Origin of the sequence: Paraburkholderia fungorum (assembly GCF_902833645.1) — a bacterium.
GTDB classification, from domain to species: domain Bacteria; phylum Pseudomonadota; class Gammaproteobacteria; order Burkholderiales; family Burkholderiaceae; genus Paraburkholderia; species Paraburkholderia fungorum.
Genome location: NZ_CADFGE010000015.1, coordinates 67527 through 92108, shown reverse-complemented (window position 1 = coordinate 92108; position 24582 = coordinate 67527). Strand labels below are relative to the sequence as shown.

Genomic DNA, 24582 nt, shown 5'->3' with positions numbered 1-24582 from the left:
CTGCTCCTCTGTAAAAAAACTTATTCTTCGTGTCTGGCAGTCCTCTACAGGCGCCGACTCCTGATCAAGCGTTAAAACACCGGGTGGCCATTGATCAGGCTAGGCAACCACGTCGAAAACAACGGTACGTACGTCACAATGTTGATCGCGCTGAAGATCGCCAGGTAGTAAGGCCACGCCACCTTGGTCGTCTCACCGATCGACACGTTGCCGATCGCGCAACCGATGAACTGCACCGAGCCGATCGGCGGATGCACGAGACCCAACGCACAGTTCAGCAGGATCATGATCCCGAACTGCACCGGGCCCACGCCGGCGTGCATCGCCATCGGCAGGAACAACGGTGTCGTGATCAGGATGTGCGCCGCCATGTCGACGAAGGTGCCGAGAAAGATCTGGATGATGTTGATGTAAAGCAGCATCAGCCATGCGTGACTCGTTGCGCCGTCGAGCATGTGCTCGATTGCGTCGGGAATCTCCAGATAGGCCATCTGGTAGCGCAGCATGTTCGACACGCCGATCAGCAGCAGCACCACGCCGGTGGTTTTAGCCGCCTTGGACAGCGCATGAAAGAGCTTCTGCCTCGTCATCGTGCGATACACGACGATGGTCAACACGAGTGAGTAAGCCACGGCAATGGCTGCCGCTTCCGTCGCGGTGGCAATCCCTCTTGCCACGCAGAACAGAATGATCGCGATCACCATCAAGCCCGGCAACGCGCCCAGAAACGTGCGGACCACCGCGAGCCAGCCGGGAAAACGCTGCAATTCGGTCGAGCCGTCAGGACGGCGCGGATAGCCGAACTTGACCGCCTGCCAGTACGCGGCGATAAGCACGAAACCCATCACCCACAGCACCGGCAACAGACCGGAGAACAACAGATCGCCGATCGACACGCCGCTCAGCCGCTGACCGTTCAACGTGCCAGTAATGCCTTGAGCCGCGAACGCGTAAATGATCATGTTCGTCGAGGTGGGCATCAACGCGCCTGCGAGCGACGAATGGGTCGTCACGTTGACCGCGTAGGCCGCGCTGTAGCCTTCACGCTTCATCAGCGGAATGACCACGCCGCCCATCGCGGACGTGTCCGCCGTCGGCGAGCCGGACACGCCGCCGAACAACGTGCACGCAACCACGTTCGCCATGCCCAGGCCGCCGCGGAAATGGCCCACGGTGGCCTGCGCGAAACGCAGGATGCGGTCGGCGATACCGCCGTGCAACATCAACTCGCCCGAGAAAATGAAGAATGGGACGGCGAGAAACGAAAACGCATTCATCCCCGAAATCATCGACTGCATGGCGGTGGCCGCCGGCAAGCCTTCATACAGATAAGTCAGGACGCACGAAAGTCCCAGCGCAAACGAAACAGGAACCCCGAATACGAGGAAAACGAGGAAACTAACTGAGAGGATGGCAAGTTCCATGATTCTTCTATTTGTGTTTCTGTGCGAAAAGCCCCAGCAGATTCTCTAGCGAGAACAGAGCGATGCAGGCGCTGGCGATAACCGGGATCACATAACGAAGCGCTTCCGGAAGACCGAGAATTGGAATCTTGTCGTCCATCGTCGTCTCGGCCATCTGCAGGCAGCCGAAGAAAATCGCCACGGCCAGCACGATCAGACAAAGATGCTGGAACGCATGCGCGACCACCTGGCCGTTCGGCGGCAATTTCTTGACTAGCGAGTCAAGCCCGATATGACCGCCTTCGCGAACCTTGAGCGCGGCGCCGAACATGGCGATCACGATCACCAGCAGCAGCGCAATGGGTTCGACGAAATCCGGTGCATCGCTGAAAACATAGCGCATCACCACGCTATAGATCACCAGCAGGCACAGCGTGGCGAGACTCGCCGACGCCACGACAACCAGCACGCGAAAGAGAACATCATTTGGGCGCTTCATGAAACTCATTGACCCCATCCTTGCCTACATCGGACCTGGTTTTAATATTCAGGAATCCTTCCGCCCGTCACCGGACAGATCAGGAAACCACACGGCACGAAAGACCCGCAGCAGGTGCTGTCAGGCCTTTCGCCACCGCGTTGCTTCCAACTTATTTGATTGCCTGGATTTCGTCGACGAGCTGCTTCATTTGCGGAGTCTTTTCATACTTCGCCCAGACCGGCTGCATCGCCTTCACGAAAGCCGGACGGTCGATCTGCGACGCGGGGATGAGCGTCGCGCCGCCCTTGGCGACTGTCTTGGCCGCGTCAGCCTCGCGCGCGGTCCACAGCTTCTCGTAGTACGGCACCGAGTCGGCCGCTGCCTTCTTGATGATGGCCTGCTCCTGCGGCGTCAGCGTGTCCCATACCTTCTTGGAGAACACCAGAACTTCCGGGGTCATCGAATGCTGGGTTTCGGAATAGACCTGCGCGACCTCGAAGTGCTTGGTTTCTTCGTACGACGGCAGGTTGTTCTCAGCGCCATCCACGAGACCCGTCTTCAGGCCGGTATAGACTTCGGCGAACGGCATCGGTGTCGGCGTGCCGCCCATCGCCTTGATTTCGTCGACCATCAGGTCCGAAGGCTGCACACGCACCTTGAGGCCCTTCATGTCGGCAGGCGAATGGATCGCCTTCTTCGCGTACATCGAGCGCGCGCCGCTCTCATAGAACGTCAGCGCGATCATGCCCTTCGCCGAGAAGGCGTCGAGAATCTTCTGGCCTTCCGGGCCGTACATCACTTTGCGGAAATGGTCGATGTCGCGAAACAGGAACGGCAGCGACGGGATCATCGATTCAGGCACGATCTCGTTGAATGCCGCGCCGTTGGCGCGCGCCATATCCAGTGCGCCAATACGCACCTGATCGATCGTGTCGTTTTCGGAGCCCAGCGCGCTGTTGCCGAAGACCTTCACGGAATCCTTGCCACCGGTTGCCTTGCTGATTTCTTCGCCCATGTACTTCACGGCCATATTGGTCGGATAGGTGTCGCCATGCACGTCCGACACGCGGAACACGCGAGCGTGTGCCGACACGGTGCTGAACGCCAGCACGGAGGCCGCGACAATCATCGAGACACGGGAAGAGGCAAACTTCTTGTTCATCGTGACATTCCTTGAAAAATAGATCATCCAATCGATTGCGGCGGGCCGCGTGCGGATGTTGCGACATGGTTTTAATGCGTCTCCCGGCTTCAAAAAATGCCGCGCTTTTTCTCTGCCGTACGATCACCCCACTTTCGGGGAGAGAGTGATAACGTGCGGATCTGTGCGTTTTTTCCCCGGCACAGATGCTCAGCACTCCTCTCTGACAATCAGACTTCCTTGCTTCAACTGCATCGGCTGAACCTCGCGCGCGTCGATCGCGCGCGGAGAACGCCGCTCTCCTTGTGCAGCGGCCAAACGTGTCTCGAAATGAAATTGTTTGGCCCTACATGTTGTACGACGACATATGAAGTCTATAAAACGTAAGCTAAGTTGTACAGCCGGTATTTACCCGCACGAAGGCAAGTTGAACGTAAGAGTTTCCGAGTTTAAATTCGGCAAAAAGCTAATACATACAAGGATATAAGCCGATCTCCTATCTTGTGGATTTATATTTTTCGTAGAGAGGAAGATGACCCGAAAGTGGCATTTATGCCACTATGTTGTACGACGAGCGATGAATAAATAACGACTACTGTTGGGCGCCGACATGCTAATGCCCCGGCGCCCAGTCACATGGGCGTCATTTCTTCACAGTTCGCCCGCGTACTCAGGCTCGGGCAGCCCCGTCACACCGGGGCGGACGGCTAACAGATGGCCGTCGTGTTCGCTCGCGCCGGTCGCGGGGCGAATCGACGTCACGAACAACGTATCGAGGTTGTTGCCGCCGAATGCGCACATCGACGGCTTGATGGCCGGCACGGCAATCTGCCGATCGAGCTTGCCTTGCGGGGTAAAGCGAAACAGCAGACCCGCGTCGTTCGCGCAGATCCAGTAGCAGCCATCCACATCCACCGCCGCGCCGTCGGGACGTCCGGCGTAATCGTGCAGGTCGGCGAATACGCGCCGGTTGCGCGGCTCGCCCGTCTCGACGTCGTAGTCGAATGCCCAGATCTGCCGGCGCAGGGGATGCGAGTCCGACAGATACATCGTGGCCCCATCGGGCGACCATGCCAGACCATTTTGCGTGATCAAGGCGTCGACAAAAGGCTCCGACAACACGCCGCGCTCATCGAAGCGATAAAGCGCGCCGGCGGGATTTGCCGCTGCCATGTCCTGAACCATCGTGCCGGACCAGAAGCGCCCTTGCCGATCACACCGGCCGTCGTTGAAACGCATATCGGCGAACGGGAAGACCGGTGCGGCAAGCCTCCGTGGCGTCACGGCCAGCGGTTCGGTACCGGACGTACCCTTGGTCAGCGTGACCGAGAACAGCGCCGTCTCGCAGCCCGCCAGCACCGTGCCGTGCCGATCGAACGCCAGACAGGCCACTTTCTCCGGCAATTGCCACTCGGCGCGCTCCGCCGAAGCGGGCCGCAGCCGCACAATCTTTTGCGCCGGAATATCCACCCAGTAGAGCGCCTGCTCCGCCGCGCGCCACACCGGGCTCTCGCCGACCGACGCGGGCGCCTGGTTTGCCGCTTCGACACGCTCCACACGCGGGTTTGCCACGCCGCTCATCGCTTAGGCTCCATCGGACCCGCCAGCACAAACGGGCCGCCCTGGAAACGCTGGGTCGGATCGTCGAGCTCGGCGGTGGGCGCCGCGACCGGGAAGAGATGCTCAAATTCGATCGAACTGTCCTGCGGGCGAAAACCGAGAAACGCCGCCTTGGTGTTGTCGACCCATTTGGTCCGGTTGTCGGAAACGCCATAAACGATTGCGTGCCCGACCCGGTTGGTAAACAGTGAGCAACGCACCAGTTCGATAAGGTCGCGAAAGCTCAGATAGGTGACGAGCATGCGCGGATTTTTTGGCTGCTCGAACGACGAGCCGATCCGCAAGCACACTGTCTCGAGACCGAAGCGGTCGAAGTAATAGCGCGACAACGACTCGCCGAAGCACTTCGTCACGCCATACAGGCTGTCGGGACGCAGCGGCGCATCGATATCGAGTACCGACGTGGTGGGATGAAACCCCACCGCATGATTCGAGCTCGCATACACGATGCGCTTCACGCCCTGCTTCTGCGCGGCCGAATAGAGGTTGTACAGGCCGCGGATATTCGCTTCGAGCAGGTCTTCGAACGGCGCCTCGACGGAAATGCCGCCGAGATGAACGACTGCGTCCACACCTTCGAGCAGCGCGTGAACCGCGGCTTCATCGGCGAGGTCGACAATCGAGGCCTCTTCATGCGCCGCGACGTCTCCCAGCGGCGCGATATCGGTAACGCGCACGATATCGGCCCACGCGGCGAGCGCGCCGCGCACTTGCTGGCCGAGATTGCCGGCAGCGCCGGTGAGCAGAAGACGGCGGAAAGGCTTTTGCGCCGCCGTGCGGTCAGGGTTCGAGTCAGTCATATCTCAGTCTTTGTCGTGATTGCCAGCAGTACGATGAGCTCTGGCGGAGCTGTCAGGTCACCGGCGCCGGATTGAACAGCGTCAATGCATTGTGGAGTTTGAGCTTCTCCGCGCAGGTCTGTTTACGTCCGCTAGCGACGTCGAGCATCAGGCGGAACAACTCCCAACCCACGTCCTCAATTGTCGCTGCGCCGGTTGCAATGGTACCGGCGTTGATATCCATCAGATCGTGCCAGCGGCGCGCGAGATCGGAGCGCGTCGCGACCTTGATGACGGGCACTTCCGCGAGGCTGTACGGCGTGCCGCGGCCAGTCGTGAACACATGCAGGTTGATGCCCGCGGCGACCTGCAGCGTGCCGCAGATGAAATCGCTAGCCGGCGTGGCGGCATAAATCAGGCCCTTCTGCCGGACCTTTTCACCGGGCGACAACACGCCGGAAATGGCCGAGTTGCCCGACTTGATGATCGAGCCCATCGCCTTTTCGACGATGTTCGACAACCCACCCTTCTTGTTGCCCGGCGTGGTGTTGGCGCTGCGGTCCGCGCCGCCGCGCTTCAGATAATCGTCGTACCACTGCATCTCGCGGATGATCGCGGCAGCCACCTCCGGGTTGGCCGCGCGCGCCGTCAGTTGATCGACCCCGTCGCGCACTTCGGTCACTTCGGAGAACATCACCGTGGCGCCGGCGCGTACCAGCAGATCGGTGGCGAAACCCACCGCGGGATTCGCGGTCAGCCCGGAAAATGCGTCGCTGCCGCCACATTGCACGCCAACCACCAGATCGGCGGCCGGGCAGGTTTCGCGGCGGCGATTGTTGAGCCGCTTCAGATGGCCGTCGGCCATTCTCATGATCGACTCGATCATCGACTGGAAGCCGACGTGCGCGTCGTCCTGAAGCACGACCACGCCGCCGTTCAGATCGGCCTCGACGTCGCCGATGTCGGCCACTTCGGCGACATTCGCCGCCGCGGCAATCGGAATCGTACCCGGCGGCATCAGGCGTTCGGGCTGCAGCTTCTCGCAACCGAGGCTGACCATCATCACCTCGCCGCCAAAGTTCGGATTCAGGCTGATGTTGCGCACGGTACGGATCGGCACCATCGCGTCCGGCGCGTCGATCGCGACGCCGCAGCCATAGGTGTGCCCGAGGCTCACGACATCGTCGACATTCGGATAGAGCGGCAGCAGTTCGGCCTTGATACGCGTGACCGCATGCTGAACCACGTCGGCCACGCATTGCACCGTGGTCGTGATCGCCAGAATGTTGCGCGAGCCGACCGAGCCGTCGGCATTGCGATAACCCTCGAAGGTGAAGCCTTCCAGCGGCGGCATGTCCGGCGCCTTGATGGTGGCGATCGGCAGATCTTCCAGCCCGGGCGGACTCGGCATACGGATCACGTGTTCGTTGATCCAGCTGCCCTTCGGCAGCGCCTTGAGCGCGTAACCGATCACCACGTTATAGCGGATGACCTCGTCGCCTTCCGCGAGATCGGCCAGCGCGACTTTGTGCCCTTGCGGAACACGCTCGCGCAGTGCGAGGCCATCGGGAAACACGGCGCCCTCTCCCAGACCGCCGTCGTTGACGACGATCGCGACATTGTCATTGGGGTGAACGCGAATGTAGAGCGGGGTTTGTTCCATTACATCGATCCTTGTGGCGATTTCACGCCTGCTACGGCAATAATTCATACGTCATCCTACAACATGAAAGATTGCCGAGAGTTCCGTATTTACCCTATGACGAGCATTATGCCGTCAAAACACTGTTGAGTTAGTCGATTCGTTGTTGTACGATGACGTATAAGGATTCTCAATTTCCAAGTACAACCTTTTACGGCCCTCGCTCACGGCCCCTATTCGACGCCCTGGATATTCATCATGACGACACCGCAGGAACTCAAGCAGATCGTTTCCGAAGGCCTTCTGTCCTTCCCCGTTACCGACTTCGACGAACAAGGCGATTTTCGCTCCAACACCTATGCCGAGCGCCTCGAATGGCTCGCACCGTACGGCGCTTCGGCACTGTTCGTTGCCGGCGGCACGGGTGAATTCTTCTCGCTCACGCATAACGACTACTCGAATGTCGTGCGCACTGCCACTGAAGTCTGCAAAGGCAAGGTGCCGATTCTCGCCGGCGCCGGCGGCCCGACCCGTGTGGCGATCGCCTACGCGCAGGAAGCGGAGCGCCACGGTGCAAACGGCATTCTGCTGATGCCGCACTACCTGACCGAAGCCTGCCAGGAAGGCATTGCGACGCACGCGGAAGAAGTCTGCAAGTCGGTGCCGAACATGGGCGTGATCATCTACAACCGCGCCAACTCCAAGCTTAACGCCGACATGCTCGAAGGGTTGGCCGAGCGCTGCCCCAACCTGATCGGCTTCAAGGACGGCGTGGGCGAGATCGAGAACATGGTGTCGATCCGCCGCCGCCTCGGCGACCGTTTCTCGTACCTCGGCGGCCTGCCGACCGCTGAAGTCTACGCTGCGGCCTACAAGGCGCTGGGCGTGCCGGTGTACTCGTCGGCCGTGTTCAACTTCATCCCGAAGACCGCGATGGACTTCTACCGCGCGATCGCCGCGGACGACCACGCTACCGTCGGCAAGCTGATCGACGAATTCTTCCTGCCGTATCTGAAGATCCGCAACCGCCGCCAGGGCTACGCGGTCAGCATCGTAAAGGCCGGCGCGAAACTCGTCGGTCACAGCGCGGGTCCGGTGCGTGCGCCGCTGACCGATCTGACCGAAGAAGAAATGGCGCAACTCGACGTGCTGATCAAGAAGCTCGGCGCGCAATAACGTGTGAAGCTGCGCGTGGCCTTGCAAATGATGGGGCGCACATGAGCTCGCACGTGAAGCCGCGCATGCAGTAAGGCATGCAGCAGCGCACGGCAATGACGCACCAAGGCGCCCGGCATTGTGAAGCCGGATCGCGCACAAGGCACCGCAAAGAGCGCCCGGGACGGCAACGTCGCCGGGCGTTTTTTCACTGATAACAATTCTGGAGATGGCGATGGAAATAAGCCGCACCGCGAGCGCTGCGCACGTCGCAAAGCGCACCAAAGTCCGCTACGCGATTCTGCTGCTGATCTTTCTGATCACGACATTCAATTACGCGGACCGCGCCACGCTCTCGGTCACCGGGTCCGCGATGCGCGCCGAGTTCGGGCTCGATGCGATCAGGATGGGCTACATCTTCTCCGCATTCAGCTGGGCCTATGTGTTGTCGCAACTGCCGGCAGGCTGGCTGCTCGACCGCTTCGGCGCACGGCGCGTCTACGCGGCAAGCATTTTCCTGTGGTCGCTGTTCACGCTGCTGCAAGGCTCGATCGGTTTGCTGGGCAGCGCGGCGGCGGCCGTCATCGCGCTGTTCGTGCTGCGCTTTGCCATGGGCGCCGCTGAATCGCCGGCCTTCCCGGCCAATGCCAAGGTCGTGGCCAGCTGGTTTCCGACCAACGAACGCGGCACCGCTTCGGCCATTTTCAATTCGGCGCAATACTTCGCGGCGGTTATCTTCACGCCGCTGATGGCATGGCTGACCCACGCGTTCGGCTGGCATACGGTCTATCTCGTGATGGGCGCGGCCGGCCTGTTGCTCGCCCTCACCTGGCTGAAGGTGATGAAGAACCCCGCCGACCACCCACGCGTGTCACGCGCCGAACTCGACTACATCGAACAGGGCGGCGGCGTGGTGAACGGGCACAAAAAAGCAGTTCAGACCGAGGACATCGCCGGCGCCGGCGGCTGGTCGCTGGTGCGTCAACTGCTGGGCAATCGCATGCTGCTCGGGGTCTATCTCGCGCAGTACTGCATCAATGTGCTGACCTACTTCTTCCTGACGTGGTTTCCGATCTACCTCGTCCAGGCGCGCGGCATGACGATTCTGCAAGCGGGTCTCGTCGCGTCGCTGCCCGCGATCTGCGGATTCTCCGGCGGCGTGCTCGGCGGCATCCTGTCCGACGGGCTGATCCGGCGCGGGCACTCGCTCACCGTCGCACGCAAGGTGCCGATTGTCGGCGGCATGCTGCTGTCGGTGTGCATTATCGGCTGCAACTACGTGTCGACCGACTGGATCGTCGTCGCGCTCATGTCGCTGGCGTTTTTCGGCAAGGGCATCGGCGCGCTCGGCTGGGCCGTCGTGGCGGATACCTCACCGAAGGAAGCGCTCGGTCTGTCGGGCGCCATCTTCAATATGTTCGGCAACGTCGCCGGCATCGTGACGCCGATCGTGATCGGCTACCTCGTCGCGAAGACCGGCTCGTTCAACGGCGCGCTGGTTTTCGTCGGCCTGAATGCGTTGCTGACGGTGTTCAGCTACCTCGTGATCGTGAAAGACATCAAACGGGTCGAACTCCGCCTGAGCTAGCGCTCAGGCTGTTATCGTACTTCCCGGCCCGCCGCCCGAACAAATCGGCTTAACCGCCTGGCGCCTGAAACCGGGCGTCGGCAACACGTCTGGCGTCGACGCCGAAAATGATCCCGCATTTATATAATCAGTCGTCAGACGACGGTATAATGAATCGCAGGAAGTATCTGCAACTATCTGATTCGAGGGGCGTTTTCGATGGCTACACCACTGGCATCCGCGGCACCGCCACGACGCGCGCGCAATCTTGCCGAGTTTGTCGTCAGCTACGTCACCGAGCAAATCGCGTCCAACGCCTTGAAGCCCGGCGACAAGCTGCCGACCGAGTCGCAACTGATGGTCACGCTGAGCGTGAGCCGCACCGTCATTCGCGAGGCAATTTCACGCTTGCAGGCGGGCAAGATCATTGAGACGCGTCACGGCATCGGCAGTTTCGTGCTGGAGCCGCAGCGCGAAAAGCTGGGCATCGACATGGTGCCGGCCACCACCTTGCGCGACGTGCTGTCGATCCTGGAACTGCGCATCAGCCTCGAAACGGAATGCGCCGGCCTTGCCGCCCAACGCGCCAAGCCGGACGACCTCGCGCGCATGCGTACCGCGCTCGACGCGATCGAAGCCACCCGCCACAACGGGCTGGATAGCGTCGACGCCGACCTGCAGTTCCATATCTCCGTGGCGCGCGCCACCGGCAACCGGTATTTCGTCGACATCCTCACGCAAATGGGCAGCGCGCTGATCCCGCGCAACCGGCTCGATTCGGCGGGAATCGCGCGGGCCGAACCCGATGCGTATCTGTCGCTCGTCAATCTGGAACACGAGAGCATTCTCGAAGCGATCACGCGCCACGACGCCGAAGGCGCGCGTGCCGCGATGCGCATGCATCTGTCCAATAGCCGCGAGCGGCTGCGGCGCGCCAATGAAAACGCGGAAGCAAATAGCTGAAACGTTGCGCTGCACGCAAAAAAATGGACGGGATATCCCGTCCATTTTTTTATCTTGCGCGGCGGCGCCACTCCTCATGCGCCGCTCACACATTACTTAGCTATGCCACTTAACTGCGCCACTTAACTGCGCGTAATCTCGCCATCGCGACGGCGCCACAAATCCAGCGGATTGCTGTCGGCGAGCGCCACCGGCAACAGATCGGCCGGGAAATCCTGATAGCACACCGGCCGCAGGAAGCGCTCGATCGAGGTCGTCCCCACCGACGTCGCACGGCTATCGGAGGTGGCCGGGAACGGCCCGCCGTGCACCATCGCGTGCGAAACCTCGACGCCGGTCGGGAAACCATTGACCAGAATCCGGCCCGCCTTGCGCTCGAGAATCGGCACCAGCTTCTTCGCCGCCGGCAGATCCGCGCTATCCATCTGCACCGTGGCGGTCAACTGACCGGCAAAATGCTCGGCCACCGCGAGCAATTCCTGCTCGTCCTTGCAACGCACGATGGTCGACGCCGGTCCGAAAACCTCATCCTCCAGCGCCGGTGTGGAGAGGAACGTCAGCGCATCGGTCACGAACAACGCCGCGCGCGCCTGCGTCGGACCCGTTGCATCGACGCCTTGCGCAACCGTTTCGACACCGCGGGTTGCCGCCAGTTTGCCCTCGCCCTCTTCATAGGCGGCGTGAATGCCGGCCGTGAGCATGGTCTGCGCCGGCTTGCCGCTCAGTGCTTCGGACGCCGTGGCAATGAAGCCTTTGAGTGCGTCGCTATCCACGGCGATCGCGAGCCCCGGGTTGGTACAGAACTGCCCTGCGCCCAACACCAGCGAATCGACAAAGCCACGCGCGATGGCATCGCCGCGTTGCGACAATGCATTCGAAAGAAGAAACACCGGGTTGATGCTGCTCATTTCCGCGTAAACCGGAATCGGCTCGGCTCTGGCCGCCGCGACGCGCATCAGCGACGTACCGCCCGCGCGCGAACCCGTGAAGCCCACCGCCTTGATGGCCGGATGCGCGACCAGCGCTTCGCCGACCGAATTGCCCGCGCCGACGATCAGCGAGAACACGCCTTCCGGCAAGTCCATATCCATCGCGACCTGTTGAATCACTCGGCCGACCATCTCCGAAGTGCCGAGGTGCGCACGGTGCGCCTTCACCACCACCGGACAACCCGCCGCGAGCGCTGCTGCGGTATCGCCGCCCGCCACCGAAAACGCGAGTGGGAAGTTGCTGGCGCCGAACACTGCGACCGGGCCCAGCGGAATCTTCTGCATCCGCAGATCGGAGCGCGGCAAAGGCTTGCGCTCGGGCAATGGCGAATCGAGTGTGGCTGCGAGCCATTGGCCGGCGCGCACGACTTGCGCGAACAGTTTGAGCTGGCCCGTCGTGCGGCCACGCTCGCCTTCGAGACGCGCTTTCGGCAGGCCCGACTCTTCGTGCGCACGCTGGATCAGCGCGTCGCCGAGCGCCGTGATGCCATCCGCGATACGCTCGAGAAACTCGGCACGCACCGTGAGCGGCAGATGCCGGTAGGCGTCGAACGCTTGCTGCGCGAGTTCGCAGGCGAGTTCGACATTCGCGGCCGAGCCGCTGCCGAACACCGGCTCGGCGATCTCGGCGCCCGTGGCGGGATTGAACGCGCGCAAGGGTTTTTCCTCGCCGCGCACTGCTTTGCGGCCTATCAGCATTTCGCCGGTAATAGACATTTCGCTTTCCTTGGATGGACGTCTCAGATATAGGTCATCCTACAACATCGGACACCCCTCGCGCAACCCGAAACCCTTGTCGAATGAGGAATTCGGGTTTACGTGGCAGTTACAAGCCCACAGGCCAATGCTAATCTTTGCCAAGACGTACGACAACTTATAACATCCACTTCAGCAACGGCCGGTGCTTGCCCCGCTTACTCGCAGTTCAAGGAGACATCATCCCCATGACAGCCGCCACGCCTTATCAGCCCTTACCCAATAGCTTTCGCCACGCCGTGCGCGGCGGCGAAACCCTGATCGGCTGCTGGGCCTCGCTTGCCAGCCCGATTGTCACGGAATTGCTCGGCGTGATCGGCTTCGACTGGATGCTGCTCGATGCGGAACACGCGCCGAACGACGTTCTCACTCTGATCCCCCAATTGATGGCGCTCAAGGACAGCCCGAGCGCACCGGTGGTGCGCCCGCCCGCCAACGACAGCGTATTCATCAAGCGGCTGCTGGATAGCGGCTTTTCGAATTTTCTGGTGCCGTTCGTCGACAGCGCCGAAGACGCGCGGCGCGCCGTCGCCGCAACGCGTTACCCGCCGCAAGGTATCCGCGGCGTCTCGGTGAGTCACCGGGGCAACCGCTATGGAACGGTCGCCAACTACTTCGACGTCGCCAATGACAACGTCTGCGTGATCGTTCAGATCGAAAGCCGCAAGGCCATCGACAACATTGACGAGATTCTCGCCGTGGACGGCGTCGATGCCGTTTTCGTCGGACCGTCCGATCTCGCGGTCGCCTACGGCCATATCGGCAACCCGAACCACCCCGACGTGCAGCAGGTGATCGCGCAGGTCTTCGAACGCGCTGAGGCGGCCGGCAAGCCGAGCGGCATCCTCGCCCCCGTGCAGGCCGACGCGGAGCGCTATCTTTCGATGGGTTGCCGCGTCGTCGCGGTCTGTGCGGATATGGGGCTGCTGAAAACCGCCGCACAGACGGTCCAACAACACTTCATGCAGAAACAGGCGGACCGGAAGTAACCACGGCCGCCATGACATCCACGGAGCATTCCATGCAAAAAGCAGGCTTTATTGGACTCGGCATCATGGGCAAGCCCATGGCCGCCAACCTTCTCAAGAACGGCGTCGCCCTTGCCGCGTTCACGCGCAGCGGCGTGCCCGATGAACTCACCCAGGCCGGCGCTACCGCATGCGACAGCCCGGCCGCCGTGGCTGCTCATGCCGACGTGATCTTCGTCATGGTGCCGGACACGCCGGACGTCGAACGCGTGCTGTTTGGCGAACAGGGACTCGCGGATGCGTTGCGCCCCAGACAGATCGTGGTCGACATGAGCTCGATTTCGCCGATGGCTACGCGCGACTTCGCGGCCCGCGTGCGTGAGCGCGGCGCGGACTATCTCGACGCACCGGTTTCCGGTGGCGAGGTCGGTGCCAAGGCCGGCTCGCTGACCATTATGGTAGGCGGCGAAACCGCCACCTTCGAGAGCGTCAAGCCGCTCTTCGACATGATGGGCAAGAATGTCACGCTGATCGGCGGCGTCGGCGCGGGCCAGGTGTGCAAGGTGGCCAATCAGGTGATCGTCGCCGCGACGATCGAAGCCGTCGGCGAAGCGTTGCTGCTCGCCTCCAAGGCCGGCGTCGATCCGGCGCGCGTGCGCGAAGCGTTGATGGGCGGCTTTGCGTCCTCGCGCATTCTCGAAGTACACGGCGAACGGATGACAAAGCGTACCTTCGACCCGGGTTTTCGCATCGAGCTTCACCAGAAGGACCTGAATCTCGCGCTCTCGACCGCTCAGGCACTTGGCGTCTCCTTGCCGAATACGGCCACCTGCCAGGCGCTCTTCAACGCCTGCGTGGCGCATGGCGGCAAAGCATGGGATCACTCGGCCATGGTTCGCGCGCTCGAAATACTCGCCAATCACGAAATCGGCCAGCAAACCGCCTGAAGCCGCCAGCCCGGCTCCCAGCGCCGCCCCACTTTCCATGCAAATAGAAAGTGGGCGCGGTGCTAGGCGCGAGCGTTCCGGGCTCGGTTCCCGGCAACGATCAACAACGTGAACATTTCGAATGTGAACGCGACCAACACCTCGGGTTCGGTGAGCTACGCGATGCCCGCGGGCTTCTCCGCGACGTCGGCTTCATGCTTCCAGGCGATCGTCGCGCAGGGTCCCGTGGCAGCGGACTACAACGGCCCGCTGCCGGTGCCGGCGATCCAGCCGATCACCGGCGTGACGATCTCGAACTGCAACCTGGGGACGCCGATCTGCACGGGACCGGCAACCACGACCACGCCCGGACCGGTCTTCGTGAACAACGTAAAAGCCATCACGCTCAGCAACGTGGTGATTGGCGGCATCACGTATAACAGTTCGCTGGTGGGCTGACGGATAAGCGGGAGGCAAAACAAATGGCGGCGCCCTCGGGCGCCGCCATTTTTCATTATCCGGAGTGCTTCGCGAGCTGGCGTTAAACGTTATTCACTTTGCCACTCACTTGGCCACCGCACTCACTGCCGTCCAGCGCGGCTCGGGTGTCTTGTCGCTGCTTCGGGCCAACAGACACACCACACCCGCCGCGATGATGTCGAACACCGCCAGCACCACAAACAACGGGCTGTAGCCGATCTGCGTGACCAGCACGCCGAACAGCGCCGTGAATGCCGCCGCGCCCAGGTAACCCGCCATGCCGCCCATGCCGGTGGCGGTAGCGACTTCGTTCTTGCCGAACATGTCGGAGGTGATCGCGTACAGCGCACCCGACAGGGTCTGGTGAGCAAAGCCGCCGACACACAGCAACGCAACGGCAGCATAAGGACTCGCCACCAGCCCGACGCAGGCCGGCCCGATCATGCAGAGCGCGCCAACCACGAAAACCAGCTTGCGCGACGTGAACAGCGAGACCTTCGCATACTTATGAAACAGCGGGCTCAGGTAGCCGCCGAGTACGCAGCCGATATCCGCCGCCAGAAAAGGCATCCACGCGTACAGCGCGACTTCCTTCAGGTTCATGTGCCGCTCGGTCATCATGTAGAGCGGAATCCACGCGTTGAAGGTTTGCCACGCCGGCTCGGAAAGAATCCGCGGAATACCGATTGCCCAGAAATCGCGGCTGCCGAGCATGGCAGTCCAACTGCGTTTGACCGAGCCGAGTTCGCTGTGCTTCGCCTCCTGCCCGCTGAGGATGTATTCGCGCTCGGCGTCGCTCAACAGCTTCTGTTTCTGCGGATGCCTGTACAGCAGCATCCACAGCGCGCTCCAGACAATCCCCGCCACGCCGACGATCAGAAACGCCCATTGCCATTGGCCGTGCAGCAACGCCCAGACAACCAGCGGCGGCGCCAGCAGCGCCCCCACGGACGAGCCGATATTGAACCAGCCGATCGCGACCGAGCGCTCCTTCGCCGGGAACCACTCGCTCGTCGCCTTGACGCCGGCCGGGATACCGGCCGCTTCGGCGATGCCAAGCACGCCGCGAAAGAACGCCAGGCTGCGCCAGCCCGTCGACCAGGCCGCCGCCGCACAGGCGAGCGACCAGGCCAGCGCGAACGCCGCAAAGCCGAGTTTGGTGCCGACCGTGTCGAGCACATAGCCCGCGACCGGCTGCATGAACGCGTAGCAAAGCTGCCACGCGACCACCACGTGCGAATACTGCGCGGTCGTGATGTTGAGGTCCTTCATCAACGTCGGCGCCGCCACCGACAACGTATTGCGCGCGAGGTAATTGATGATGAGTCCCGCTGCGACCAGGCTGACCATCCACCAGCGGATGCCCTTGATTTTCATGACTGTGTCTCCTCGTATTGCTTAACCAATCAGGACGGCCGGCCCGCGGCGACGGCGACGCCGTCGTCGCGCGAGTAATCGATGCCGACGAAGCTGCCGCCCTGGTAACGCTGACCCAATGCATCGAGCGGGTTCGGCTGCGCCAGGATTGCCTCGGCGTAGGCCTCGGCGTCCTGCGTCGGCCGATAACCCAGACGGCTGGCGCCGCTGTTGTCCCACCAGCTGCGCTGGTTGGCCGACACACCCCACACGGTGATGAAACCGACGTCCTCTGCTTCGACACAGCGGTCGAGAAAATGCAGCAGGTCGTCATGACCGAACCAGGTGCTCAGATGCCGCGGCTCGGTCGGCCGTTCGAGACAACTACCGATGCGCACGCAAATACTCTCGATGCCGTGCTTGTCCCAATACATGCGCGCAAGCGCTTCGCCCCACACCTTGCTCAGACCGTAGAAACCGTCCGGGCGCAGCGCGCAGTCGAGACTGAGATGTTCGGTGACCGGATACATGCCGATCGCGTGATTCGAGCTGGCGAACACCACACGGCGAACGCCCTGGCGGCGCGCGCCTTCGTACACTTCGACCAGCGCGCGCAGATTGTTGTCGATGATTTCCGGGAGCGGGCGCTCCACGCTCGTACCGGCGAAATGAATCAGCACATCGACGCCGGCCAGCAGGCGATCGACGACGGCGGGATCGCGCAGGTCGCCATGCATGATGTCCTCGCCTTCCACCAATGGCACTAAAGCCTTTGAACCCGCGGCCGAACGCAAGGGGATCCCGCGAGCGATCAATGCCGCGCGCACTACGGAGCCGAGTTGGCCGCCGGCGCCACTCAGGGCAATTTTCTTCATAAGTTTCCTTTACAGCGCTGGGCGCGATCGAGCCGGGTGACGGCATGCAGAGGAGCCGCGGCGGCACGGGACCGGATTGGCCCCTTAGTTGTACGATAACGTACTATTTACGATCCGCAGATGGATTTCAACCAGGCATTTACCCCTAGTAATTTGCACTGTTTGGCAAATTGTTGTTAGCAATCAAAGGCATGATGCTCGTTATATTTATATGACGTCATATAACATTGCGCGTGAATTGACGCAAACTCATGCGCCACCTGGTCAACACGTTCGGTAGGTTGAATGACACCGGTGCTCGAGCGCGCGCCGGCCGACGCGCGTAGACTTGACGCGTATTCGCGCGATCGAACCGCGGCGAGCCCGCAGCGACGCCGCCCCTTTTACCACGACCTATCTTCAGCTCCGCCGCTTCCCATGCCAGATACCAGCCGTTCCGTGCTTTGCGTCGCTGTGCCGGCCGAATCCGGCGTAGCCCGCCTTTACGATGCCCCGGACCTCGCGGATGCGTACGCCGTCCGCCTGCCGGACGGCACCATTGACGACCCGGAATTACTCGCGCGTTTTCTGTTTGCGCACCAGCCGCGATGGGTGGCGAAACTCCTGAGCCTGCGCGATGCGCTGGTCGCCCGTTTCGGAATCAAGACGGCAAAGGAGCTGCGCGCGGCTGGTTCGCCCAGCACGAGAGAACGCGTCGACATCTTCAGAATCTACACGCGTAGCGCGCGCGAGATCATCCTCGGCGAGAACGACAGCCATCTCGACTTCCGGCTTTCGCTGTTGCAGCAAACGCGCGATACGCACGAGGGCAGCACGCGCTATCTGATCCTGTCTACCGTCGTGCATTGCCACAACGGGCTCGGTCGTTTCTATATCATCGCCATCGCCCCGTTCCACCGCCTGGTGGTTCGCGCATCGTTGCGCCGCGCGGCGCGCATCGGCTGGCCGACGGCCTGAGCGGCGTCTTATTCGTGCGGCTGCTGCGGCTCGTGCTGCTCCTGAAGCTCGATCGCCCGCTTCACGCGCAGCAATTCGGCCGCATGGGCTTGCTGATCTTTCTGGATGCGCTCGGTTGGGCCCACCACCGAAAGGCCGTACAGCTCTCCCCCTATCGTCACGGCAACCGCGATCGCCGACAACTCCGGCGCGCTCTCGCCGAGATTGGCGCACCAGCCTAGCGCCTTTGCCGCCGCCGCTTGCGCGACCAGCGCGGGCAGATCGGCAACGGTCGCCGCCGTGAAGCGTTCGAACGACAGTTGCGTGCCGAGTGACTGCTGCGCGGCGGCATCGAGTTCACCAAAAATCGCCTTGCCGATCGAGTTCGCATGCAACGGACGCAACTCGCCCGGCGCGCGCGTGTAGCGAATCGCCTTGGTCGACTCGACCACATCGAGATACACCACGGCGGTACCGTGAATCTTGCCGAGCACCGCGGTCTCGCCGCTCACGTCGCGCAATTCGACGAGACGCGGATGCACCATCTCGACAATCGGATCGACCGCATTGATCGCGCTTGCGAGCAACTGCAAGCGACGCGTCGGATAGTAGCCGCCGCGTTTTCTGACCTCGTACAGATAACCGCGGCTCACCAGCGTGCGGGCGAGCGCGAGACAACTCGACACCGGCACGTTCAGCAAACGCGCGAGTTCGGTGAGCGGCAGCGGCCGTTGTTCGGCGGCGAACAGTTCGAACAGGTCTAAGGTGCGGGCAACGAGTTTGACATCCATGGCGGCGAGGTGAAATGCTCAGTACGACTTCGGCAGGCCCAGCACTTTCTCCGCGATGAAACACATGATCATCTGCGGGCTCACGGGCGCGAGCCTCGGAATCATACACTCCCGCAGATAACGTTCGACGTGATATTCCTTCGCGTAGCCCATCCCGCCAAGCGTGGCGATCGCCGTCTGGCATGACTGGAAGGCGGCTTCCGCGGCGAGGTACTTGGCGGCGTTGGCTTCGGCGCCGCAGGCCTGGCCGGCGTCGTACAGCGAAGCGGCTTTGAACACCATCAGGTTGGCCGCTTCGAGTTGCATCCAGGCTTGAGCCAGTGGATGCTGAATAGCCTGGTTCTGGCCGATGGGCCTGCCGAATACCACCCGCTCCTTCGCGTACTGCGTCGCGCGCCTCAAAGCCGCCTGGCCGAGACCGATGGCCTCGGCGGCAATCAGGATGCGCTCGGGGTTCAGCCCGTGCAGCAGATAGCGGAAACCCGCGCCCTCGTCGCCGATACGATCCTGCACCGGCACGCGCAGGTTGTCGATGAACAGCATGTTCGAATCGACTGCCTTGCGGCCCATCTTCTCGATCTCGCGCACCTCCACGTGCTCACGGTCGAGGTCGGTATAGAACAGGGTGAGGCCGTCGGTCGGCTTGGCGGCCTGCTCGAGCGGCGTGGTCCGCGCGATGATCAGCATCTTGCTCGCAACCTGCGCCGTGGAGATCCAGATCTTGCGGCCGGTCAGCACATAGTGGTCGCCGTCGCGCACAGCCTGGGTTTTCAGATGCGTGGTATCGAGCCCGGCGTCCGGTTCGGTTACCGCGAAGCACGCTTTGTCCCGGCCCTCGATCAGCGGCGGCAAGAAACGGCGCTTTTGCTCGTCGTTGCCGAACACCTGCACCGGATTCAGCCCGAAAATATTCATATGCACCGCCGAGGCTCCCGACAAGCCCGCGCCCGAGCCACTGATCGTGCGCATCATCAGCGCGGCCTCGGTCATGCCGAGACCGGAGCCGCCATATTCCGGCGACATTGCGATCCCGAGCCAGCCGGCATCGGCCAGCGTGCGATGAAAGTCATGCGGGAAACCGCCGTCGCGATCGCGGGCGAGCCAGTACTCGTCGTCGTATTTTTCGCAGATCTTTTCGATCGCGGCCTGGATCGATTGCTGGTCTTCGGTGAGGTCGAAATTCATATCTACGTCCTGGGTCGTCACTGCTGGATCAAAACTGTTCAGTACCTGCGCCTCGCCCACCATCTGCGCGACGCGCTCAAAGCCATTCAAAGCGGAAACACGCCAACCAGCACCGCGGTCAACACCATGATGAGGGTGGCGGCGAACAGAAAGGGAATCGTGAATTTCTGGTGCTCGGCGAGTTCGACGCCGGTCAGACCGACGATCAGAAACGTCGCGGGCGTCAACGGGCTAACCGGGAAACCGGTCGTCATCTGACCAAGCAGGGCGGCCTGCGCCATCTGCACCGGCGGCACACCGAGTATCTTTGCGCTCTCCGCCAGCACCGGCAGAATGCCGAAGTAAAACGAATCCGGATCGAACAACAGACTCAACGGCATCGAGACGAGCCCGAGCACGAACGGCATATGGCGCGCATGGTCGACCGGCACGTGCTGCACCACGACCTGCGCCATCGCCGTGAGCATACCGGTGCCGGACATGATGCCGGTGAACGCGCCCGCCGCGAGCAGAACGCTCGCCATCATCAGCGCGGCTTTGGCGTGCGCGTCGATACGCTCGCGCTGCTGCCTGACGTCCGGATAGTTGACGATCAACGCGGCAACCGTGCCCAGCATGAACATCACCATCGGGTCGACAATGCCCGACACCAGCGTGACCAGCACGATCAGCGTCAACGCAAGGTTGATCCAGAAGCGGCCGGGGCGGCGCAACGCCAGTTCCTCAGGCGAGAGTTCGCGAGGCGTGACCGAAACCGTTGCCGCACTCGCACGATCGAGACCGAGACGCTTCTCTTCGCGTTTGCCGAGCACATAGGCAGTGCCGAACACGAAAATCAGGCCGACGATCTGCACCGGAATCATCGGATAGAAAATCACCGTGCCGGGAATATGCAAGGCGGCCGAGGCGCGCAGCATCGGCCCGACCCACGGCAGAAAATTGACACCCGCCGCCATCGATGCCACACACGCGAGAATCCGCTTGTCGATGCCGAGCCGTGTGTACAAAGGCAGCATCGCGGGCAGCGTGACAAGGAACGTCACCGCACCGGAACCGTCCAGGTGAATCAGCAGCGCGAGCAAAGCCGAACCCATCACAATGCGCGTCGGATGGCAGCCGACCACGCGGAGTACGCCGTTGATGATCGGATCGAGCATGCCCGCATCTGTCAGGATGCCGAAGAATAAAATCGCAAACACGAACATACCCGCTACCGGCCCGATGTTCTGCACGCCGTGCACGATGTACTTGCCTGTGGACAGCCCAAAGCCGGCGACGAGCGCCGCCACGATCGGCACGACGATCAGTGCGACCAGCGGCGAAAGGCGCTTCGTGATGATCAGCCCGAACAACGCGACAATGGCAACCGTGCCGATCAGCGCGAGCATTGCGTGGCTCCTTGCGTGCTGTGCGTCCACTCACCGGGCGCGATGAAACACGACGTAAAACCCGACGGCGAGCGTCGTCCTGCGCGGTCAATGCACATGCTGTCTCCTTGGCGGCACGCGGCCGCTCTTTGTTGTATCGACGGGGTGAATCCAGATTGAGCGAGGTGCTGCGAAAACGTCAGTCGTTCGCACCCGGTTTGCCGAAGACCTGCTCGGCGTGCTCATTGAGCGCCGGAGGCGTGCTGCGGTAACTGGCCGGCGTGCGGCTCAGCTTGATCGGCGACGCGATGCCTCTGTACGTGCCCATCTCCACGCGCATGCCGCGATGCGCCGTATGCGGATGCTCCAGCGCCGCACCCAATCCGAGCACCGGCGCGCACGGCACGCCACGGCGAATCAGCGTGTCGGCGAGCAATTCGCCTTCCCATGACGCAAAGTGTTTCTCGAGTTCCGCGCGCAATTCACGGCGATGCGCGCTGCGCTCCTTGTTGCTGGCAAAACGCGGATCGTCGACGAGCGCCTGCGCATCGATCACGGCGCACAGTCCCGCGAACTGCGCGTTGTTGCCCACGGCCAGAAAAATGTCGACGCTGCCGGTATGAAACATGTCGTACGGCGTGATGTTGGGATGCGCATTGCCACTGCGTTGCGGCTCTTTGCCCGAGTAAAACCAGTTCGGCGTATGCGGATGCAGAATCGACAGCGCACTGTCGAACAAGGTCGACTCGACGAACTGACCGCGCCCGCTCGTCTCGCGTTCGCGCAGCGCCATCAGGATGCCGAGCGCCGCGTTCAGTCCGGTGACCAGATCGACGATCGGCACGCCGACGCGCAACGGCGCGCCGCCCGCCTCGCCGTTCACGCTCATCAAGCCGGTGAGCGCCTGGACCGCCGCGTCGTAGCCCGGCAACGCGCCGAGCGGGCCATCCGCGCCGAAGCCGGACACGCGGCAATGCACGAGCCGCGGAAAACGCGTCTGCAACGTGTCATAGCCAAGCCCCCAGCGTTCCAGGGTGCCGATCTTGAAGTTTTCGACGAGCACGTCGGCCGTCTCGAGCAGCGTGAGCAGTTTCCGACGCTCCGGCTCCTGCGTCAGATCGAGCGTGACGCCGAGCTTGTTGCGATTCACGCCGACGAAATACGAGGCCGTATCGCCGTCGAACGGCGGCCCCCAGGTGCGGGTTTCGTCGCCGTTAGGCGGTTCGACCTTGACGACCTCGGCGCCGTGATCGGCGAGGATTTGCGTGCAGTACGGACCACCTAGCACGCGTGACAGATCGACGATGCGGAGCCCCGCGAGCGAGCCGGGTGTGAGATTGAGCAAGGCTTGTCTCCTGAGTGGCCGAAGGGTATGCCCCGGCCGTTTATTCCTGCGCATGAATAAAACTTTATGCCCAGAAAATATCGAAGTCAAGCGGCTTGCGAGGCAACACCGCATCGCTGCCATCGATTACGAAGGCGCCTCGTCCATTGTTGCAGCGCGGTCTATTGCCGCAGTTTCGTAACGCCCACGCGAAACGCCGGCAAGCACGCAATTAGGAAAACTTGATACCTATCAATGATTTGCCGTCTCAAAATCGAAAATTCGCGTGAAACAAGGTGGTTTTTTGACGCACGTCGCGTCGCAGCAAAAAACTTCGCCTTCCCCTACTCTTGCGCCATCTGCCTAGCGCAGTGCGCACCGACAACGGTCGACGCGCGTAGTCCGCCTTCGGGCACGACGCACCTAAGCCACTTCACGCTCATGAACTCCGCAATCTCGGCATTCGATCTCGCCCGCATTCAGTTTGCGTTCACCGTTTCGTTCCACATTGTTTTTCCGGCGCTCAGCATCGGCCTCGCCAGCTTCATCGCCGTCCTTGAATGGCGCTGGTTGAAAACCGGCAAGGCGTACTACAAAGATCTTTGCCTGTTCTGGTCGAAGATCTTCGCAGTCGCCTTCGGTATGGGCGTCGTCTCCGGCGTCGTGATGAGCTATCAGTTCGGCACCAACTGGTCGGGCTTTTCCAGTTTCGCCGGACCTGTCACCGGACCGCTGCTGATGTACGAAGTGATGACCGCGTTCTTCCTCGAAGCGGGCTTCCTCGGCATCATGCTGTTCGGCTGGCAGCGCGTGAGTCCACGCGCCCACTTCGGCGCCACCTTGATGGTCGCGATCGGCACCCTGATCTCGACCTTCTGGATTCTCGCGTCCAATAGCTGGATGCAAACGCCGCAAGGTTTTGAAGTCGTGAACGGCCATGTGGTGCCGCTCGACTGGTTCAAGATCATTTTCAATCCGTCGTTCCCGTACCGTCTCGCCCATATGGCGCTGGCGGCGTTCATCGTCGCGGCGCTGGTGGTGGCCGCGGTCGGCGCGTGGCATCTGTTGCGCGGCCGGTGCGATCCGGCCGTCAGGAAGATGTTCTCGATGGCGCTCTGGCTGCTCCTGATCCTCACGCCGATTCAGGCCTTCGTGGGCGATCAGCATGGTCTGAACACGCGCAAGTATCAGCCGGCCAAGATCGCCGCGATCGAAGGTCTGTGGGAAACCGAGAAAGGCGGCACGCCGCTGAATCTGTTCGGCATTCCTGACATGCAGGCGGAGACCACGCGTTATGCCGTGTCGATCCCGCACTTGGGCAGCCTGATCCTCACGCACAGCTGGGACGGCGAGATTCGCGGTCTGAAGGAATTCCCGCCGGAAGACCGGCCGAACTCGACGGTGGTGTTCTGGAGCTTCCGCATCATGGCCGGTCTCGGCGTGCTGATGATCGTGATGTCGGTGGCCGCATGGGTGCTGCGCCGCCGCCAACGCCTGTTCGAAGCGAAATGGTTCCAGCGCGTGGCCGTCGTAATGGGCCCGAGCGGTTTCATCACGTTGCTGGCGGGTTGGGTCACCACTGAAGCAGGCCGTCAGCCGTGGGTGGTGTACGGCGTGATGCGCACCTCGCAGGCGGTGTCGCCGCTCACCACGCAGCAGGTCGGTATCTCGCTGATGGCGTTCGTGGTGGTCTATTTCCTCGTGTTCGGCACCGGCATCTACTACATGCTCAAGCTGATGCGCGCGGGTCCTGCACTGCCGGGACACACCCCGCACGGCGTACCTGAACACGCGCCGGATCAGACCGCGCGCCGCCCGCTGTCCGCCGCCGATCAGATGATCGACGCCACCTGACTTCACTTGCCGGAAAGAGAAAGA

At 62.1% G+C, this 24582-nt stretch carries 20 protein-coding genes and 1 pseudogene; 8 read left to right on the top strand and 13 right to left on the bottom strand.

Translation table 11 applies throughout. The features are described 5' to 3' along the window. Positions 1 to 71: 71 nt before the first annotated feature. The 6 genes from HWX91_RS34260 to garD form a co-directional block, all read right to left on the bottom strand. Positions 72 to 1424, bottom strand: a complete 1353-nt coding sequence (locus HWX91_RS34260) for a TRAP transporter large permease (protein WP_028197345.1) — start codon at positions 1422 to 1424, stop codon at positions 72 to 74. A gap of 7 nt (positions 1425 to 1431) precedes the next feature. Further along, positions 1432 to 1911, bottom strand: coding sequence for a TRAP transporter small permease (locus tag HWX91_RS34255; RefSeq protein ID WP_028197346.1), 480 nt, complete (start codon positions 1909 to 1911; stop codon positions 1432 to 1434). Positions 1912 to 2053: 142 nt separating this feature from the next. Beyond that, positions 2054 to 3046, bottom strand: coding sequence for a TRAP transporter substrate-binding protein (locus tag HWX91_RS34250; protein WP_028197347.1), 993 nt, complete (start codon positions 3044 to 3046; stop codon positions 2054 to 2056). Between the two features lie 630 nt (positions 3047 to 3676). Further along, positions 3677 to 4606, bottom strand: a complete 930-nt coding sequence (locus tag HWX91_RS34245; RefSeq protein WP_028197348.1) for an SMP-30/gluconolactonase/LRE family protein — start codon at positions 4604 to 4606, stop codon at positions 3677 to 3679. Then, positions 4603 to 5445 (bottom strand): NAD-dependent epimerase/dehydratase family protein, encoded by an 843-nt coding sequence (locus HWX91_RS34240; protein WP_028197349.1) that lies wholly within the window; start codon positions 5443 to 5445, stop codon positions 4603 to 4605. Before HWX91_RS34240 ends, HWX91_RS34245 begins: the two co-directional genes overlap by 4 nt. 52 nt (positions 5446 to 5497) lie before the next feature. Beyond that, positions 5498 to 7087, bottom strand: a complete 1590-nt coding sequence (garD, locus tag HWX91_RS34235; RefSeq protein WP_028197350.1) for a galactarate dehydratase — start codon at positions 7085 to 7087, stop codon at positions 5498 to 5500. A 237-nt stretch (positions 7088 to 7324) separates the two neighbouring features. Here garD and kdgD point away from each other — a divergent pair, with 237 nt between their 5' ends. The 3 genes from kdgD to HWX91_RS34220 all read left to right on the top strand — a co-directional run bounded on the left by kdgD (position 7325) and on the right by HWX91_RS34220 (position 10751). Further along, complete coding sequence (gene kdgD, locus HWX91_RS34230; RefSeq protein ID WP_028197351.1) at positions 7325 to 8242, top strand: 5-dehydro-4-deoxyglucarate dehydratase; 918 nt, start codon at positions 7325 to 7327, stop codon at positions 8240 to 8242. A gap of 214 nt (positions 8243 to 8456) precedes the next feature. Beyond that, positions 8457 to 9809 carry an MFS transporter gene (locus HWX91_RS34225; RefSeq protein ID WP_028197352.1) on the top strand — a complete coding sequence of 451 codons (1353 nt, stop codon included), beginning with the start codon at positions 8457 to 8459 and terminating at the stop codon, positions 9807 to 9809. A gap of 198 nt (positions 9810 to 10007) precedes the next feature. Further along, entirely contained in the window at positions 10008 to 10751 is a 744-nt protein-coding gene (locus tag HWX91_RS34220) for a FadR/GntR family transcriptional regulator (protein WP_028197353.1), read from the top strand. 122 nt (positions 10752 to 10873) lie between these two features. On the opposite strand, the gene HWX91_RS34215 is transcribed toward HWX91_RS34220, so the two are convergent. After that, positions 10874 to 12457, bottom strand: a complete 1584-nt coding sequence (locus HWX91_RS34215; RefSeq protein WP_028197354.1) for an aldehyde dehydrogenase (NADP(+)) — start codon at positions 12455 to 12457, stop codon at positions 10874 to 10876. A 227-nt stretch (positions 12458 to 12684) separates the two neighbouring features. Between HWX91_RS34215 and garL the strand changes: the two genes are divergently transcribed. From garL to HWX91_RS34200, 3 genes and pseudogenes are all read left to right on the top strand, one after another. Continuing rightward, on the top strand, positions 12685 to 13485 hold the full coding sequence (garL, locus tag HWX91_RS34210; RefSeq protein WP_028197355.1) for a 2-dehydro-3-deoxyglucarate aldolase: 801 nt from the start codon (positions 12685 to 12687) through the stop codon (positions 13483 to 13485). A gap of 11 nt (positions 13486 to 13496) precedes the next feature. Next, the gene (locus HWX91_RS34205; RefSeq protein WP_081833102.1) at positions 13497 to 14411 is read left to right on the top strand and encodes a 2-hydroxy-3-oxopropionate reductase; all 915 of its coding nucleotides are present in this window, start codon (positions 13497 to 13499) and stop codon (positions 14409 to 14411) included. Positions 14412 to 14483: 72 nt separating this feature from the next. Further along, positions 14484 to 14849 (top strand): annotated as a pseudogene (locus HWX91_RS34200) (endopolygalacturonase); the annotation flags it as partial. Between the two features lie 105 nt (positions 14850 to 14954). Here HWX91_RS34200 and HWX91_RS34195 read toward each other — a convergent pair. Both HWX91_RS34195 and HWX91_RS34190 read right to left on the bottom strand, forming a co-directional pair. After that, positions 14955 to 16247, bottom strand: a complete 1293-nt coding sequence (locus HWX91_RS34195; RefSeq protein WP_028197358.1) for an MFS transporter — start codon at positions 16245 to 16247, stop codon at positions 14955 to 14957. Between the two features lie 29 nt (positions 16248 to 16276). Further along, the gene (locus HWX91_RS34190) at positions 16277 to 17101 is read right to left on the bottom strand and encodes an NAD-dependent epimerase/dehydratase family protein (RefSeq protein WP_028197359.1); all 825 of its coding nucleotides are present in this window, start codon (positions 17099 to 17101) and stop codon (positions 16277 to 16279) included. Positions 17102 to 17386: 285 nt separating this feature from the next. Between HWX91_RS34190 and HWX91_RS34185 the strand changes: the two genes are divergently transcribed. Beyond that, positions 17387 to 18058: a DUF2867 domain-containing protein gene (locus HWX91_RS34185; protein ID WP_244144175.1), complete on the top strand. Its 672-nt coding sequence runs from the start codon at positions 17387 to 17389 to the stop codon at positions 18056 to 18058. An 8-nt stretch (positions 18059 to 18066) separates the two neighbouring features. On the opposite strand, the gene HWX91_RS34180 is transcribed toward HWX91_RS34185, so the two are convergent. The 4 genes from HWX91_RS34180 to HWX91_RS34165 form a co-directional block, all read right to left on the bottom strand. After that, complete coding sequence (locus HWX91_RS34180) at positions 18067 to 18828, bottom strand: IclR family transcriptional regulator (RefSeq protein ID WP_028197361.1); 762 nt, start codon at positions 18826 to 18828, stop codon at positions 18067 to 18069. An 18-nt stretch (positions 18829 to 18846) separates the two neighbouring features. Continuing rightward, positions 18847 to 20013, bottom strand: a complete 1167-nt coding sequence (locus tag HWX91_RS34175) for an acyl-CoA dehydrogenase family protein (RefSeq protein ID WP_028197362.1) — start codon at positions 20011 to 20013, stop codon at positions 18847 to 18849. An 86-nt stretch (positions 20014 to 20099) separates the two neighbouring features. Next, positions 20100 to 21401 carry a CitMHS family transporter gene (locus HWX91_RS34170; protein ID WP_028197363.1) on the bottom strand — a complete coding sequence of 434 codons (1302 nt, stop codon included), beginning with the start codon at positions 21399 to 21401 and terminating at the stop codon, positions 20100 to 20102. Between the two features lie 178 nt (positions 21402 to 21579). Next, positions 21580 to 22725: a CaiB/BaiF CoA transferase family protein gene (locus HWX91_RS34165; RefSeq protein WP_028197364.1), complete on the bottom strand. Its 1146-nt coding sequence runs from the start codon at positions 22723 to 22725 to the stop codon at positions 21580 to 21582. 420 nt (positions 22726 to 23145) lie between these two features. Between HWX91_RS34165 and HWX91_RS34160 the strand changes: the two genes are divergently transcribed. Continuing rightward, positions 23146 to 24558: a cytochrome ubiquinol oxidase subunit I gene (locus HWX91_RS34160; protein ID WP_028197365.1), complete on the top strand. Its 1413-nt coding sequence runs from the start codon at positions 23146 to 23148 to the stop codon at positions 24556 to 24558. The last annotated feature ends 24 nt before the right edge of the window (positions 24559 to 24582 follow it).

Coding starts and splice junctions, on each gene's coding strand:
- garD (WP_028197350.1), bottom strand. CDS start 7,087: ATGGAACAAACCCCGCTCTACATTCGCGTTCACCCCAATGACAATGTC.
- HWX91_RS34245 (WP_028197348.1), bottom strand. CDS start 4,606: ATGAGCGGCGTGGCAAACCCGCGTGTGGAGCGTGTCGAAGCGGCAAAC.
- HWX91_RS34240 (WP_028197349.1), bottom strand. CDS start 5,445: ATGACTGACTCGAACCCTGACCGCACGGCGGCGCAAAAGCCTTTCCGC.
- kdgD (WP_028197351.1), top strand. CDS start 7,325: ATGACGACACCGCAGGAACTCAAGCAGATCGTTTCCGAAGGCCTTCTG.
- garL (WP_028197355.1), top strand. CDS start 12,685: ATGACAGCCGCCACGCCTTATCAGCCCTTACCCAATAGCTTTCGCCAC.
- HWX91_RS34185 (WP_244144175.1), top strand. CDS start 17,387: ATGACACCGGTGCTCGAGCGCGCGCCGGCCGACGCGCGTAGACTTGAC.
- HWX91_RS34225 (WP_028197352.1), top strand. CDS start 8,457: ATGGAAATAAGCCGCACCGCGAGCGCTGCGCACGTCGCAAAGCGCACC.
- HWX91_RS34220 (WP_028197353.1), top strand. CDS start 10,008: ATGGCTACACCACTGGCATCCGCGGCACCGCCACGACGCGCGCGCAAT.
- HWX91_RS34215 (WP_028197354.1), bottom strand. CDS start 12,457: ATGTCTATTACCGGCGAAATGCTGATAGGCCGCAAAGCAGTGCGCGGC.
- HWX91_RS34250 (WP_028197347.1), bottom strand. CDS start 3,046: ATGAACAAGAAGTTTGCCTCTTCCCGTGTCTCGATGATTGTCGCGGCC.
- HWX91_RS34190 (WP_028197359.1), bottom strand. CDS start 17,101: ATGAAGAAAATTGCCCTGAGTGGCGCCGGCGGCCAACTCGGCTCCGTA.
- HWX91_RS34260 (WP_028197345.1), bottom strand. CDS start 1,424: ATGGAACTTGCCATCCTCTCAGTTAGTTTCCTCGTTTTCCTCGTATTC.
- HWX91_RS34170 (WP_028197363.1), bottom strand. CDS start 21,401: ATGCTCGCGCTGATCGGCACGGTTGCCATTGTCGCGTTGTTCGGGCTG.
- HWX91_RS34160 (WP_028197365.1), top strand. CDS start 23,146: ATGAACTCCGCAATCTCGGCATTCGATCTCGCCCGCATTCAGTTTGCG.
- HWX91_RS34180 (WP_028197361.1), bottom strand. CDS start 18,828: ATGGATGTCAAACTCGTTGCCCGCACCTTAGACCTGTTCGAACTGTTC.
- HWX91_RS34175 (WP_028197362.1), bottom strand. CDS start 20,013: ATGAATTTCGACCTCACCGAAGACCAGCAATCGATCCAGGCCGCGATC.
- HWX91_RS34255 (WP_028197346.1), bottom strand. CDS start 1,911: ATGAGTTTCATGAAGCGCCCAAATGATGTTCTCTTTCGCGTGCTGGTT.
- HWX91_RS34195 (WP_028197358.1), bottom strand. CDS start 16,247: ATGAAAATCAAGGGCATCCGCTGGTGGATGGTCAGCCTGGTCGCAGCG.
- HWX91_RS34205 (WP_081833102.1), top strand. CDS start 13,497: ATGACATCCACGGAGCATTCCATGCAAAAAGCAGGCTTTATTGGACTC.